This is a genomic window from Mesorhizobium sp. LSHC412B00 (genome assembly GCF_000503035.1).
GTDB lineage: Bacteria > Pseudomonadota > Alphaproteobacteria > Rhizobiales > Rhizobiaceae > Mesorhizobium.
In genome coordinates this window covers 149825-162041 of sequence record NZ_AYWB01000002.1, presented here as the reverse complement: position 1 = coordinate 162041, position 12217 = coordinate 149825, and the positions used below count along the sequence as shown (strand labels likewise).

General features: G+C 63.2%; 13 protein-coding genes. 9 read left to right on the top strand and 4 right to left on the bottom strand.

All coding sequences use genetic code 11. The features are described from left to right. The first annotated feature begins 36 nt into the window (after positions 1–36). The 3 genes from hydA to X757_RS159470 are packed head-to-tail and all read left to right on the top strand — an operon-like array spanning position 37 to position 2262. The gene (gene hydA, locus X757_RS159460; RefSeq protein ID WP_023682186.1) at positions 37–1488 is read left to right on the top strand and encodes a dihydropyrimidinase; all 1452 of its coding nucleotides are present in this window, start codon (positions 37–39) and stop codon (positions 1486–1488) included. Further along, entirely contained in the window at positions 1485–1862 is a 378-nt protein-coding gene (locus X757_RS159465) for a hypothetical protein (RefSeq protein WP_023697052.1), read from the top strand. Before hydA ends, X757_RS159465 begins: the two co-directional genes overlap by 4 nt. 16 nt (positions 1863–1878) lie before the next feature. Next, entirely contained in the window at positions 1879–2262 is a 384-nt protein-coding gene (locus X757_RS159470; protein WP_031251092.1) for a hypothetical protein, read from the top strand. A 17-nt stretch (positions 2263–2279) separates the two neighbouring features. On the opposite strand, the gene X757_RS159475 is transcribed toward X757_RS159470, so the two are convergent. Further along, complete coding sequence (locus tag X757_RS159475) at positions 2280–2684, bottom strand: cupin domain-containing protein (protein ID WP_031251090.1); 405 nt, start codon at positions 2682–2684, stop codon at positions 2280–2282. Positions 2685–2794: 110 nt separating this feature from the next. Between X757_RS159475 and X757_RS159480 the strand changes: the two genes are divergently transcribed. The 5 genes from X757_RS159480 (at position 2795) to X757_RS159500 (ending at position 7367) form a co-directional block, all read left to right on the top strand. Continuing rightward, positions 2795–3586, top strand: a complete 792-nt coding sequence (locus X757_RS159480; RefSeq protein WP_023725392.1) for an ABC transporter ATP-binding protein — start codon at positions 2795–2797, stop codon at positions 3584–3586. A gap of 129 nt (positions 3587–3715) precedes the next feature. Further along, a complete protein-coding gene (locus tag X757_RS159485) occupies positions 3716–4252 on the top strand; it encodes an endonuclease domain-containing protein (RefSeq protein ID WP_023705579.1) in 537 nt (178 codons plus the stop codon). Positions 4253–4327: 75 nt separating this feature from the next. Further along, positions 4328–5206 (top strand): ABC transporter permease, encoded by an 879-nt coding sequence (locus X757_RS159490; protein WP_023725391.1) that lies wholly within the window; start codon positions 4328–4330, stop codon positions 5204–5206. Further along, positions 5203–6357 carry an ABC transporter permease gene (locus X757_RS159495; RefSeq protein WP_023725390.1) on the top strand — a complete coding sequence of 385 codons (1155 nt, stop codon included), beginning with the start codon at positions 5203–5205 and terminating at the stop codon, positions 6355–6357. The genes X757_RS159490 and X757_RS159495 overlap by 4 nt, the downstream gene beginning before the upstream one ends. Before the next feature lie 38 nt (positions 6358–6395). Further along, positions 6396–7367, top strand: a complete 972-nt coding sequence (locus tag X757_RS159500; RefSeq protein WP_023682178.1) for an ABC transporter substrate-binding protein — start codon at positions 6396–6398, stop codon at positions 7365–7367. 48 nt (positions 7368–7415) lie between these two features. Here the strand turns inward: X757_RS159500 and X757_RS159505 are convergent, their stop codons facing one another. Beyond that, positions 7416–7874, bottom strand: coding sequence for an Lrp/AsnC family transcriptional regulator (locus X757_RS159505; RefSeq protein ID WP_023690839.1), 459 nt, complete (start codon positions 7872–7874; stop codon positions 7416–7418). Positions 7875–7996: 122 nt separating this feature from the next. Here X757_RS159505 and X757_RS159510 point away from each other — a divergent pair, with 122 nt between their 5' ends. After that, positions 7997–9280 carry a cystathionine gamma-synthase family protein gene (locus X757_RS159510; protein WP_023725389.1) on the top strand — a complete coding sequence of 428 codons (1284 nt, stop codon included), beginning with the start codon at positions 7997–7999 and terminating at the stop codon, positions 9278–9280. A 75-nt stretch (positions 9281–9355) separates the two neighbouring features. Here X757_RS159510 and X757_RS159515 read toward each other — a convergent pair whose 3' ends face one another. Both X757_RS159515 and X757_RS159520 read right to left on the bottom strand, forming a co-directional pair. Next, positions 9356–11005: a thiamine pyrophosphate-binding protein gene (locus tag X757_RS159515; RefSeq protein WP_023725388.1), complete on the bottom strand. Its 1650-nt coding sequence runs from the start codon at positions 11003–11005 to the stop codon at positions 9356–9358. Then, positions 11002–12177 carry a CaiB/BaiF CoA-transferase family protein gene (locus X757_RS159520; RefSeq protein ID WP_023725387.1) on the bottom strand — a complete coding sequence of 392 codons (1176 nt, stop codon included), beginning with the start codon at positions 12175–12177 and terminating at the stop codon, positions 11002–11004. Before X757_RS159520 ends, X757_RS159515 begins: the two co-directional genes overlap by 4 nt. Between the last annotated feature and the right edge of the window lie 40 nt (positions 12178–12217).

Here is a 12217-nt window from a genome sequence, read left to right as displayed (position 1 = left end):
TCACAAGAAGCGCGAAGAGAACAAGGGAACACGACAATGACCAAAGTCATCCGAAACGGCACCATCGTCACCGCCGACCGCACCTGGAAGGCCGATGTGCTGATGCAGCACGGCAAGATCGTCGCCATTGGCTCGAACCTGCATGGCGACCATGAGTTCGACGCCAGCGGCTGTTACGTCATGCCGGGCGGCATCGATCCGCACACCCATCTCGAAATGCCGTTCATGGGCACCTATTCGGCCGACGATTTCGAGTCCGGGACGCGCGCGGCCCTTTCCGGTGGCACCACGATGGTGGTCGATTTCTGCCTGCCGGCGCCGCAGCAGTCGCTGCTGGAAGCGTTGCAGATGTGGGACAACAAGACCTCGAAGGCTGCCTGCGACTACTCCTTCCACATGGCGATCACCTGGTGGGGCAAGCAGGTGTTCGACGAGATGGCCACCGTCGTCGACAGAGGCATTACCTCGTTCAAGCATTTCATGGCCTACAAGGGCGCGCTGATGGTGGACGACGACGAGATGTACGCGTCGTTCCAGCGCTGCGCCGATCTCGGCGCGCTGCCGCTCGTTCATGCCGAGAATGGCGACGTGGTTGCGGCGCTGTCGCAAAAGCTGCTCGCCGCCGGCAATAATGGCCCCGAGGGACACGCCTATTCGCGGCCGCCGGAAGTGGAAGGCGAGGCGACCAACCGCGCCATCATGATCGCCGACATGGCCGGCGTGCCGCTCTATGTCGTGCATGTGTCCTGCGAGCAGAGCCACGAAGCCATCCGCCGCGCCCGCCAGAAGGGCATGCGGGTTTTCGGCGAGCCGCTGATCCAGCATCTGACGCTGGATGAAAGCGAGTATTTCGATAAGGATTGGGACCACGCGGCGCGCCGCGTCATGAGCCCGCCCTTCCGCAACAAGCTGCACCAGGATTCGCTCTGGGCCGGCCTGCAGGCGGGATCGCTGCAGGTGGTGGCGACCGACCACTGCGCCTTCACCACCAAGCAGAAGCGCAACGGCGTCGGCGATTTCACCAAGATCCCGAACGGCACTGGCGGGCTTGAAGACCGCTTGCCCGTGCTGTGGACGACGGGCGTCAACACCGGGCGGCTGACGATGAACGAGTTCGTCGCGGTGACTTCGACCAACATCGCCAAGATCCTCAACATGTATCCTAGGAAGGGCGCCATCGTCGAAGGCGCGGACGCCGACATCGTGGTGTGGGACCCCAGCGCCAAGAAGACCATCACCTCGAAGAAGCAGCAATCGGTGATCGACTACAACGTCTTCGAAGGTTTTGAGGTGACCGGCCTGCCGCGCTTCGTCTTTTCGCGCGGCGAATTGTCGGTCGAGGAAGCGGAGGTCAAGGCCAAGCCCGGCCATGGCGAATTCGTCGCCCGCGAGCCGAACGCGGCGGTCAACCGGGCTCTGTCGACCTGGAAGGACATTACCGCGCCGCGCAAGGTGGAACGCACCGGCATTCCGGCGACAGGCGTTTGACGTTGCGGAGCCCGGGGGCGCTCATTTCACTGGTCGTGGCGATGGTGGTCGCTGGTCCGGCAACAGGGGCCGAGAGGCTGGCCGGCTCCTGGGGCAACGATACCGGCTGTGTCTTTGCAAAGGCCGGTTTTCAGGGCCGGGACGATTATATCGTGCTGACCGCCGAAGGCATCGAGACCTATGGCAGCGGCTGCCGGTTCGCGCAGCAATTGACGTGGGCGCCGGGCACGCAATCGCTTGATGCGACCTGTTCCGCCGAAGGCGAGGCGGGGACGACGGCTGAAACCGTTGTGGTCACCAACAAGGGCGAGGGTGGGTTCTTCGTGACCATTCCCGGTCTTGAAGAAATGGGGCCGTTGCAACCGTGTTCGTGACGTTGGAGCTGGGGGAATGAGCGCGCGCGGTTTGGGGCCGTCTGTTGCGATGGTAGTCGTTCTGGCTGCGGGTCAGGCCCTTGCGGCAGGCATCGACCTGACGAAACCCTATGGGGACAAATATGGCTGCATCAACCGCAACGGCCAGGAAGTCGCCGCCGATCGGATGCTGCTTTTGACCGACGAGGCATTGGTCACCGCCGCCAGCGCCTGCACCTTCACGGACAAGCAGGCGCAGGCTGATGGGTCGCTGGTGGTGACGGCAACATGCGAGGCGGAAGGCGAAGAAGGACAGGCGCCGACCAAATTCACCATCAAGCGCAGCGCCAAGAACGCCAAGAAGCTGACGGTCGCCGACGACGACGGCAATGTCATGGGCGAAGTGGCGCGGTGCAAATGACGGCAGTCCCGTCAGCGTCAGGCCACCAGCGCATCCAGTTCCGGCAACAGGACGACGCTTTCCTGTTCATTGGGATCGGTGCGGGCGATGACGGCCGAGGACGGGGCGTTGCTCAGATTGGCCGGCAGATGCGGTACGCCGGCCGGGATGTAGAAGAGGTCGCCGGCCTTGACGACGATGTGGTTCTCGAGCCTTTCGCCATACCATGTGTGGACCTCGCCCGAGAGCACATAGATCGCCGTCTCATGGCTTTCATGCAAATGCGCCTTGGCGCGGGCGCCGGGCGGCAGGGTGAGCAGATGCATGCAGATGCCGGACGAGCCTACCGTCTCGGCGGCAATGCCGGCAAAATAGGTCAATCCCTGCTTGCCTTCATAAGTGCTTTCAGGACGGATAAGGTGACAAGTGGGTTTGGGCGACATCGGCAAGGCTCCGGGCGTCGATTGGGTGGGATTGGACGAGTGGAAAGCAACATCAACGCGAATGCAACGGCATTTCATCCTGGGCGGCTGCGAGAAGCAGGCAGCAAGCGATGACGGGACGATCGCCAGCCGTTGTCTCGGCAAGCAAACTTGGCCTTACCTTTCAGACCAATGACGGTCCGGTAGAGGCGCTCTCCAATGTCGACCTGACCATCGGCAAGGGTGAGTTCGTCTCCTTCATCGGCCCATCGGGCTGCGGCAAGACCACCTTGCTGCGCGTCATCGCCGATCTGGAGAAACCGACATCGGGCACGATCTCGGTCAACGGCATGACGCCGGAACAGGCGCGCGAGAAACGCGCTTATGGCTACGTCTTCCAGGCGGCAGCCCTTTTCCCGTGGCGCACGATCGAGCGTAACGTGGCGCTGCCGCTGGAGATCATCGGCCTTTCGAGAGCGGAGCAGGCCGAGCGCATCAAGCGCACGATGGAGCTCGTCAACCTCTCCGGCTTCGAGAAGAAATACCCCTGGCAGCTTTCCGGCGGCATGCAGCAGCGCGCTTCGATCGCCCGCGCGCTCGCCTTCGACGCCGACCTGTTGCTGATGGACGAGCCCTTCGGCGCGCTGGACGAGATCGTGCGCGATCATCTCAATGAACAGCTTCTGGAATTGTGGGCGCGCACCAACAAGACGATCTGCTTCGTCACCCATTCCATCCCCGAGGCGGTGTATCTGTCGACGCGCATCGTCGTCATGTCGCCGCGCCCAGGTCGGGTTACCGACATCATCGAATCGACGCTGCCAAAGGAGCGGCCACTGGACATCCGCGAGACGCCGGAATTTTTGGCGATCGCGGCCAGGGTACGCGATGGCTTGAGGGCAGGGCACAGCTATGATGATTGAGGGGGCGAACGACCGGCTGGCTCCTCTCCCCAACGGGGAGAGGAGGGCGCCCCGCTGGCGAGGCGCGCTAGATGGACACCTTCCGCGAAAAACTCATCCCCGTGACCTNCTTGAGGGCAGGGCACAGCTATGATGATTGAGGGGGCGAACGACCGGCTGGCTCCTCTCCCCAACGGGGAGAGGGTGGCCGGAGCGAAGCGGAGGTCGGGTGAGGGGGCGGCGCCGACGGATCCGACCAAGAGAAATGTCGGGGCAACCGCTCGCGCCCGAAAGCTGCGGTTTGACGAGACCGAAGCTGAATACCGGCTTTGGGGGGAATTGAGAGGACGTCATCTCAACGGCTACAAATTTGTGCGGCAAGTGCCGCTCGGACCTTTCATCGCGGACTTCGTCTGCCGCGAGCAGGGGCTGATTGTCGAACTTGATGGCAGCCAACACGCGGATTCACTGACCGATCCCGCCAGGACAGCCTGGCTGAACGGACAAGGTTATTCGGTTCTGCGCTTCTGGAATCACGAAGTTTTGGCTGAGCGCCGAGCGGTCCTGGATACGATCTTGGCTTGTCTCGACGGAAAGATTTCTACCCCCTCACCCGACCTCCGCTTCGCTCCGGCCACCCTCTCCCCGTTGGGGAGAGGAGGGCGCCCCGCTGGCGAGGCGCGCTAGATGGACACCTTCCGCGAAAAACTCATCCCCGTGACCTNGGGGAGAGGAGGGCGCCCCGCTGGCGAGGCGCGCTAGATGGACACCTTCCGCGAAAAACTCATCCCCGTGACCTCCATCCTCCTGGGCGTGGTGGTGCTCTGGTATGTCTTCGCCGTCGTCCTCAACGCGCCGTTCCAGCGCGACCTCGACCGGCGCGCCGGGGAAACCCACGGCACCGTCGAATTCATCGGCAAGACGCTGTCGCAGCCCAAGCCGACGCTGCCGGCGCCGCATCAGGTGGCGGTGAACTTCTTCGAGAACACCTTCCTGCGGCCCATCACATCGAGCCGCAGCCTTGTCTACAATGCCTGGGTGACCCTGTCGTCGACGTTGCTCGGCTTTGCCTTCGGCACGGCGCTGGGCATCGTCATCGCGGTCGGCATCGTGCATGTGGCGACGCTCGACCGCAGCCTGATGCCGTGGATCATCGCCTCGCAGACGATCCCCATTTTGGCGGTGGCGCCGATGATCATCGTCGTGCTGGGGGCGATCGGCATCAGCGGTCTGATCCCAAAGGCAATGATCTCGACCTACCTGTCGTTCTTCCCGGTGACGGTGGGCATGGTGAAGGGCCTGCGCTCGCCCGAACTCATGCATCTCAACCTGATGCACACCTACAATGCCAGTGTCTCGCAGACCTTCTGGAAGCTGCGGGTGCCGGCCTCAATGCCGTTCCTGTTCACGTCGATGAAGGTGGCGGTGGCGGCGAGCCTCGTCGGCGCCATCGTCGGCGAACTGCCCACGGGTGCTGTCGCCGGCATCGGCGCCAAGCTTTTGGCAGGCGCCTATTACAGCCAGTCCATCGACATCTGGTCCGCCCTTGTGGCGGGCTCGGTGGTGGCGGCCCTTCTGGTCATGGTGGTCGGCATAGCCGGGCGCCTCGTTGACCGCGCGATGGGCGGGAGGCCGGCATGAACTGGCTGAAGCCCTCCTGGCAAGCCGTGCTGGCCGTTGCGCTGTGCCTCGTCGCCGTCGCGCTCGGTGCGATGTCGAAGCCGGAAGGGGCCGCCCTTGCAGACCCGGCGGCAAGCTTCGACTACCCCTATTTCGGGATAAAGACCCCGATGATCGGCCTGGCCGTGCTGGCAGGGCTGATCTCGATGATCAGAATTTCGCCGCTGGCCGAGGCTGCGGTGCTGTTCATCGGCGCTCATCTCGTCGCCTGGATGCTGATCTCGGGCATTACAGGTTTCGAAGGCACGGCATTGGCGCCGTATTTCCTGCTGGTCGCCGCTGCCTGGCTGCTGGCCTGGCGCTGTGTGGCGGTGCTGTCGGGGCTTCGCCCGATGGCAAAAGGGGCGCGGATGGCGCTGCGCCTCATCATCCCGGCGATCTTCGGCGCCTGGATCCTGATCATATGGGAAGCGGTGACGCGTGGCGCCGGCATTCCCTTCATCCTTTTGCCGCCGCCGAGCGCCATCGGTGTGCGCATTGCCAGTTCCCTGCCGGTGCTCGGCGCCGATATCAGGCAGACCATCTTCAAGGCGGTGATCTTCGGTTATGTCATCGGCAGCGGCGCCGGCTTCCTGGTGGCGATTGCGGCCGACCGCGTGCCGTTCCTGCGCCGCGGTCTGCTGCCGATCGGCAATATGGTCTCGGCGCTGCCGATCATCGGTGTGGCGCCAATCATGGTGATGTGGTTCGGCTTCGACTGGCCGTCCAAGGCCGCGGTCGTCATCATCATGACCTTCTTCCCAATGCTGGTGAACACGGTTGCCGGTCTTGCCGCCTCCGGCCATATGGAGCGCGACCTGATGCGCACCTATGCGTCGGGCTACTGGCCAACACTCTTGAAGCTCCGGCTGCCGGCGGCAGCGCCCTTCATCTTCAACGCGCTGAAGATCAACTCGACGCTGGCGCTGATCGGCGCCATCGTCGCCGAGTTCTTCGGCACGCCTGTGGTCGGCATGGGCTTTCGCATCTCGACCGAGGTCGGGCGGATGAACATCGATATGGTCTGGGCCGAAATCGCAGTTGCAGCACTGGCGGGTTCGGTCTTTTATGGCGTGGTCGCTCTCGTCGACAGAGCCGTCACGTTTTGGCATCCCTCTGTCCGTGGTGGATAGGGCGGTGGGTTCGGGTGTTAACTTCAGAGGGTAAAAACATGAAAAGACTGATCATTCCGATGCTGGCCGGCGCGATGTCGCTGGCCGCGTTCCAGGCAATGGCCGCCGACAAGGTGACCTTGCAGCTGAAATGGGTCACGCAGGCGCAGTTTGCCGGCTACTATGTCGCCAAGGCCAAGGGTTTTTATGAAGCAGAAGGCCTCGACGTCGACATCAAGCCGGGCGGTCCCGATATCGCACCCGAGCAGGTGATCGCCGGCGGTGGCGCCGACGTCATCGTCGACTGGATGGGCGGGGCGCTCGCCGCGCGCGAAAAGGGCGTGCCGCTGGTCAACATCGCCCAGCCGTTCAAGAAGGCCGGCATGGAGCTGGTCTGCCCGAAGGATGGCCCGATCAAGACCGAAGCCGATTTCAAGGGTCACACGCTCGGCGTCTGGTTCTTCGGCAACGAATATCCTTTCTACGCCTGGATGAACAAGCTCGGCCTGAAGACCGAAGGCGGCCCGGATGGCGTCACGGTTTTGAAGCAGAGCTTCGACGTGCAGCCGCTGATCCAGAAGCAGGCGGATTGCATTTCGGTCATGACCTACAACGAGTACTGGCAGCTGATCGATGCCGGCTACAAGCCGGACCAGCTCACCGTGTTCAACTACTCGGCGATGGGCAACGACCTGCTTGAGGACGGGCTCTATGCCTCGGAAGACAAGCTCAAGGATCCGGCTTTCGAAGACAAGATGGTGCGTTTCGTGCGCGCCTCGATGAAGGGCTGGAAATATGCCATCGACAACAATGACGAGGCCGCGGGCATTGTCATGGACGGCGGTGGCCAGGACGAAAACCACCAGAAGCGGATGATGAGCGAAGTCGCCAAGCTGATCGACAATGCCGACGGCAAGCTCGACCCGGCGACCTACGAGCGCACCGCCAAGGCGCTGCTCGACCAGAAGATCATCACCAAGGCGCCGACCGGCGCCTACACCACGGCCATCACCGACAAGGCGATCAAATAAGCCTGGCCAGGCAATTTCGACCTCGAGAGCGGCGCCTTTGACCAAATGTCAGAGGCGCCGTTCCTTTATGGTGTTCATGACGAAGCTGGTCTCGATCGAAGCGACGCATTTAAGCCGCGCGATCTTTTCCTTGATGAAGCGCTCGTACTGTTCGAGGCTGCCGGTCACCACCTTCAGCACATAGTCGCGCGACCCGGTGACGAGGTGGCATTCCAGCACCTCCTCCCAACCGCGGATGGCGTCCTCGAACATGACGATCTCGTCCTCGTTCTGGCGGCTGAGCCGAACGGTGGCGATGGCGACCATGTTCCAGCCGAAGGCGGAGGGATCAACCAGCGTGGTATAGCCCCGGATAATGCCGGCCTCCTCCAGCCGGCGTACCCTCCTCAAACATGGCGACGGCGACAGGCCGATGCGCTCCGCCAGCTCATTGTTGGTGATGCGGGCGTCGGCCTGCAGCTCGCGCAGGATCTTGCGGTCGAAATCGTCGGCTATCTTCTGCTGCACTTTTGCTCTCGCTCGGCAATTTGTTGCCGGGATGCAGCCATGCGAGGCCGAAAATAGCAAGGACTGGCGGACCGGGATCGCATAAATTGCTGGACGAGACTCCTCCAGATGCAGGAAAAGCCATGACCGCGCCGCGCCCGTCGAAAACCCACATCGGCAACCACAAGCTCCATCCGGAAACGTTGATGTTGAGCTATGGCTTCGATCCGCAACTGTCGGAAGGCGCCGTCAAGCCGCCGGTGTTCCTGACCTCGACCTTCGTGTTCAAATCGGCGGAGGAGGGGCGCGACTTCTTCGACTACACATCCGGCCGCAAGGAGCCGCCGAGCGGCACGGCGTCCGGCCTGGTCTATTCGCGCTTCAATCATCCCAACTCCGAGATCGTCGAGGACCGGCTGGCGGTCTATGAGGGAACGGACGCCTGCATCCTGTTCTCGTCCGGCATGTCGGCGATCGCCACCACGCTGCTCGCCTATGCCCGTCCGGGCGATGTCATCTTGCATTCGCAGCCGCTTTACGGCGGCACTGAGACGCTTTTGACGCGCACGCTGTCCGGCTTCGGCATCGGCGCTGTCGGCTTCGCCGACGGCGTCGACGAGAAGGCGGTGCGGGCCGCTGCTGATGCAGCGGTGGCGAAGGGGCGTGTCTCGGTCATTCTCATCGAAACGCCGTCAAATCCGACCAACAGCCTGGTCGACATCGCACTGATCCGGAAGTTTGCCGACGAGATCGGCGCAAGCCAAGGATCAACGCCGATCATCGTCTGCGACAACACGCTGCTCGGCCCGGTGTTCCAGCGGCCGATCGAACATGGCGCCGATGTCTCCGTCTATTCGCTGACCAAATATGTCGGCGGCCATTCCGACCTGATCGCCGGTGCGGCGATGGGCAGCAAGGCGGTGACCAAGCCAATCAAGGCGCTGCGCGGCGCAATCGGCACGCAGCTCGATCCGCATTCCTGCTGGATGCTCGGCCGCTCGCTGGAAACGCTGTCGATCCGCATGGAGCGCGCCAACGACAATGCGCGGCTCGTGGCTGAATTCCTGCGCGATCACGCCAAGGTGGGAAAGGTGCATTACCTGCCGTTCCTGGGCGAGGACACGGCAGCGGGACGGGCCTACAAAGCGCAATGCAGCGGCGCCGGCTCGACATTTTCTTTCGATATCAAGGGCGGAGAGAAGGCGGCCTTCGCCTTTCTCAACGGGCTGCAAATATTCAAGCTGGCGGTGAGCCTTGGCGGCACGGAGTCACTCGCCAGCCACCCGGCGGCGATGACGCACTCCGGCATTCCCTTCGACGTGCGCCAGCGCATCGGCGTGCTGGAGACCACGGTCAGGCTGTCGATCGGCGTCGAGCATCCGGACGATCTTATCGCCGACCTGACGCAGGCGCTGGCAGCGGTCTGACTGCTGACGAAAGTCGGCGGGACAGCACCCCCCTCTGTCCTGCCGGACAACTCGGCCTATACCTTTTGTCGGCACTCAGCTCTTGTCGCGGATCTGCGTCATCGTCCGCGTCGGCGTGATCGCCTCGGGATCGAGCCTGATTTCGACGATCGCCGGCTTGCCGCTGGCGCGGGCACGCTCGAAGGCAGGGGCAAAATCTGCCGTGTTCTCGACCGTCTCGCCGTGGCCGCCATAGGCGCGGGCAAGAGCGGCAAAGTCAGGGTTCTTCAGATCGGTGGCGACGACACGGCCGGGATAGTCGCGCTCCTGGTGCATGCGGATGGTGCCGTAGATGCCGTTGTTCACGACGATAACGATGATCGGCAGGTCGTGTTGCACGGCGGTAGCGAATTCCTGTCCGTTCATCAGGAAGCAGCCGTCGCCGGCAAAGGCGATCACGGTGCGGTCGGGATGGAGCGCCTTGGCGGCAACCGCGGCCGGCGTGCCATAACCCATCGAACCGGAGGTCGGCGCGCCCTGCGTGGCGAAGCGGCGAAAGCGGTGGAAGCGGTGCAGCCAGGTGGCGTAATTGCCGGCGCCGTTGGTGAAAATGGCGTCGTCGGGCAGAACCTTTTCCAGGTAATTCATGATCGGTCCCATCTGGACCGTGCCGGGGCCGGTCTCAGGAGGCGTCGACCAGTCGAGGTAGGCAGCGTGTGCTTTCGCTGTCTCATCCGCCCAGGCTGGCGCGGAGGCTGGCTTGCGCTTGGCGAAGGCTTCGACGAAGGCTGACGGCGCAGCGTTGATCGCCAGGGTCGGCCGGTAGACACGGCCGAGTTCGCCGGCATCGGCATGGACATGGACCAGCGTCTGGTCGGGATAGGGGCTTTTCAGCAACGTGTAGTCGGAGGACGGCATCTCGCCCATGCGGCCGCCGATCAGCAGCACCAGGTCGGCCTGCTTGATGGCGGTGGCCAGCGTCGGGTTGATGCCGATGCCGACATCGCCGGCATAGTTCGGGTGCAGATGGTCGAACAGCATCTGGCGGCGGAAGGAGCAGCCGACCGGCAGCGACCAGGCCTCGGCAATGGTGCGCATACGTGCCACCGCTTCCTCGTCCCAGCGTGTGCCGCCGAGGATGACGAAGGGACGCTTGGCTTTGGCCAGAAGCTTTTCCAAAGCATCGAGTTCGGCTTCGCCGGGCCGGGTTTCGACCGGCGTGTGCGGCAAGGCCGCGGGCGCGTCGACAAGACTGGTCAGCATGTCCTCCGGCAGCGAGACGACGACGGGGCCGGGGCGGCCCGATGTCGCGACAGCAAAGGCGCGGGTGACGAGTTCGGGGATGCGCGCGGCATCGTCGATCTCCACCACCCATTTGGCGATGTCGCCGAAGAAGCGCTTGTAGTTGACCTCCTGGAAAGCCTCGCGCTCCTTGGCGTGGCTGGCGACCTGGCCGATGAACAGGATGACGGGTATCGAATCCTGCATGGCAATGTGAATGCCGGCCGACGCATTGGTGGCGCCGGGGCCGCGGGTGACGAAGCAGATGCCGGGCTGGCCGGTCAGCCGCCCCTGGCAGTCGGCCATCATGGCGGCGCCGCCTTCCTGTCGGCAGACAATGGTGCGGATGGGCGAGTCATGCAATGCGTCGAGCACCGCGAGATAGGATTCGCCGGGCACGCAGAAGATGCGGTCGGTGCCGTTCGCCTCGAGTGCGTCGACAATCAGTTGTCCACCGGTCTTCATCGTCCAGACTTCTCCAGTTCGGCAAGAATTTCTTCGGTATGTTCGCCAAGGCGTGGCGAAGGGCGTTCATAGACCAGCGGTGTGCCGGACATCACCATCGGCGCGCGCACCGAGGGCAGACGATTGCCATGGCCATCGTCGAGGTCGAGGCGCATGCCGCGTGCGATCGTCTGCGGGTCGGCAAACATCTGGCCGATATTGTTGATCGGGCTCGCCGGCACGCTTGCCGCTTCGAGCTTGGCCAGCAACGGGTCTCGGTCCCAGTTCTTCAGCGTCTCGATCATGTGCTCGCGCAATTTCACCCGGTTGGCGACGCGGGCCGGATTGGTGGCGAAATCGGGATTCGCTGAGAGATGGTCGAGTCCGACGGCGGCGCAGAATTTGGCGAACTGGCCGTCATTGCCGACCGCCAGGATGATATGGCCGTCCCTGACCGGGACAACCTCATAGGGCGCAATGTTCATATGCGCATTGCCCATCTGCACCGGCGCCTTGCCGGAGACGAGATAGTTGAGGTTCTGGTTGCCGAGTGCGGAAATCTGCGTGTCGAACAGGGCCATGTCGATATGCTGGCCTTCGCCGGTCTTTTCGGCATGGCGAAGCGCTGCCTGGATGGCGATCACCGAATAGAGGCCGGTGAAGATGTCCGATATGGCGACGCCGGCCTTTTGCGGCTCGCGCCCGACCTCGCCGGTGATCGACATCATGCCGGCCATGGCCTGGATGATGAAATCATAGCCGGCGCGTGGGGCGTAAGGCCCGTCCTGGCCGAAGCCGGTGATCGAGCAGTAGACGAGCTTTGGATTGATCGCCTTCAGGCTCTCGTAATCGAGCCCGTATTTCTTCAGGCCGCCGAGCTTGAAATTCTCGATCAGAACGTCGGCCGTGGCAACCAGCCGGCGCACCGTCTCGGCCCCTTCCGATGTTGAGAAATCGACGGCGATGGAACGCTTGCCGCGATTGCAGGAATGGTAATAGGCGGCCGACAGGTTCTCGCCATCATGGCTCATGACGAAGGGCGGACCCCATTTGCGGGTATCGTCGCCGCCGTCGGGGCTCTCGACCTTGATGACATCGGCGCCGAGATCGGCCAGCAATTGTCCTGCCCAGGGGCCGGCCAGGATGCGGGCGAGTTCGACGACGCGGACGCCTTTCAGCGGAGGTTCAGCCATAAATCACCTAAAACGGGTCGGAACCGCAGCCTCTATCAAC

Excerpts from the sequence above, each read along its gene's own strand:
- hydA (WP_023682186.1), top strand. The coding sequence starts at position 37 with ATGACCAAAGTCATCCGAAACGGCACCATCGTCACCGCCGACCGCACC.
- X757_RS159470 (WP_031251092.1), top strand. The coding sequence starts at position 1,879 with ATGAGCGCGCGCGGTTTGGGGCCGTCTGTTGCGATGGTAGTCGTTCTG.
- X757_RS159475 (WP_031251090.1), bottom strand. The coding sequence starts at position 2,684 with ATGTCGCCCAAACCCACTTGTCACCTTATCCGTCCTGAAAGCACTTAT.
- X757_RS159480 (WP_023725392.1), top strand. The coding sequence starts at position 2,795 with ATGACGGGACGATCGCCAGCCGTTGTCTCGGCAAGCAAACTTGGCCTT.
- X757_RS159485 (WP_023705579.1), top strand. The coding sequence starts at position 3,716 with ATGATGATTGAGGGGGCGAACGACCGGCTGGCTCCTCTCCCCAACGGG.
- X757_RS159490 (WP_023725391.1), top strand. The coding sequence starts at position 4,328 with ATGGACACCTTCCGCGAAAAACTCATCCCCGTGACCTCCATCCTCCTG.
- X757_RS159495 (WP_023725390.1), top strand. The coding sequence starts at position 5,203 with ATGAACTGGCTGAAGCCCTCCTGGCAAGCCGTGCTGGCCGTTGCGCTG.
- X757_RS159500 (WP_023682178.1), top strand. The coding sequence starts at position 6,396 with ATGAAAAGACTGATCATTCCGATGCTGGCCGGCGCGATGTCGCTGGCC.
- X757_RS159510 (WP_023725389.1), top strand. The coding sequence starts at position 7,997 with ATGACCGCGCCGCGCCCGTCGAAAACCCACATCGGCAACCACAAGCTC.
- X757_RS159515 (WP_023725388.1), bottom strand. The coding sequence starts at position 11,005 with ATGAAGACCGGTGGACAACTGATTGTCGACGCACTCGAGGCGAACGGC.
- X757_RS159520 (WP_023725387.1), bottom strand. The coding sequence starts at position 12,177 with ATGGCTGAACCTCCGCTGAAAGGCGTCCGCGTCGTCGAACTCGCCCGC.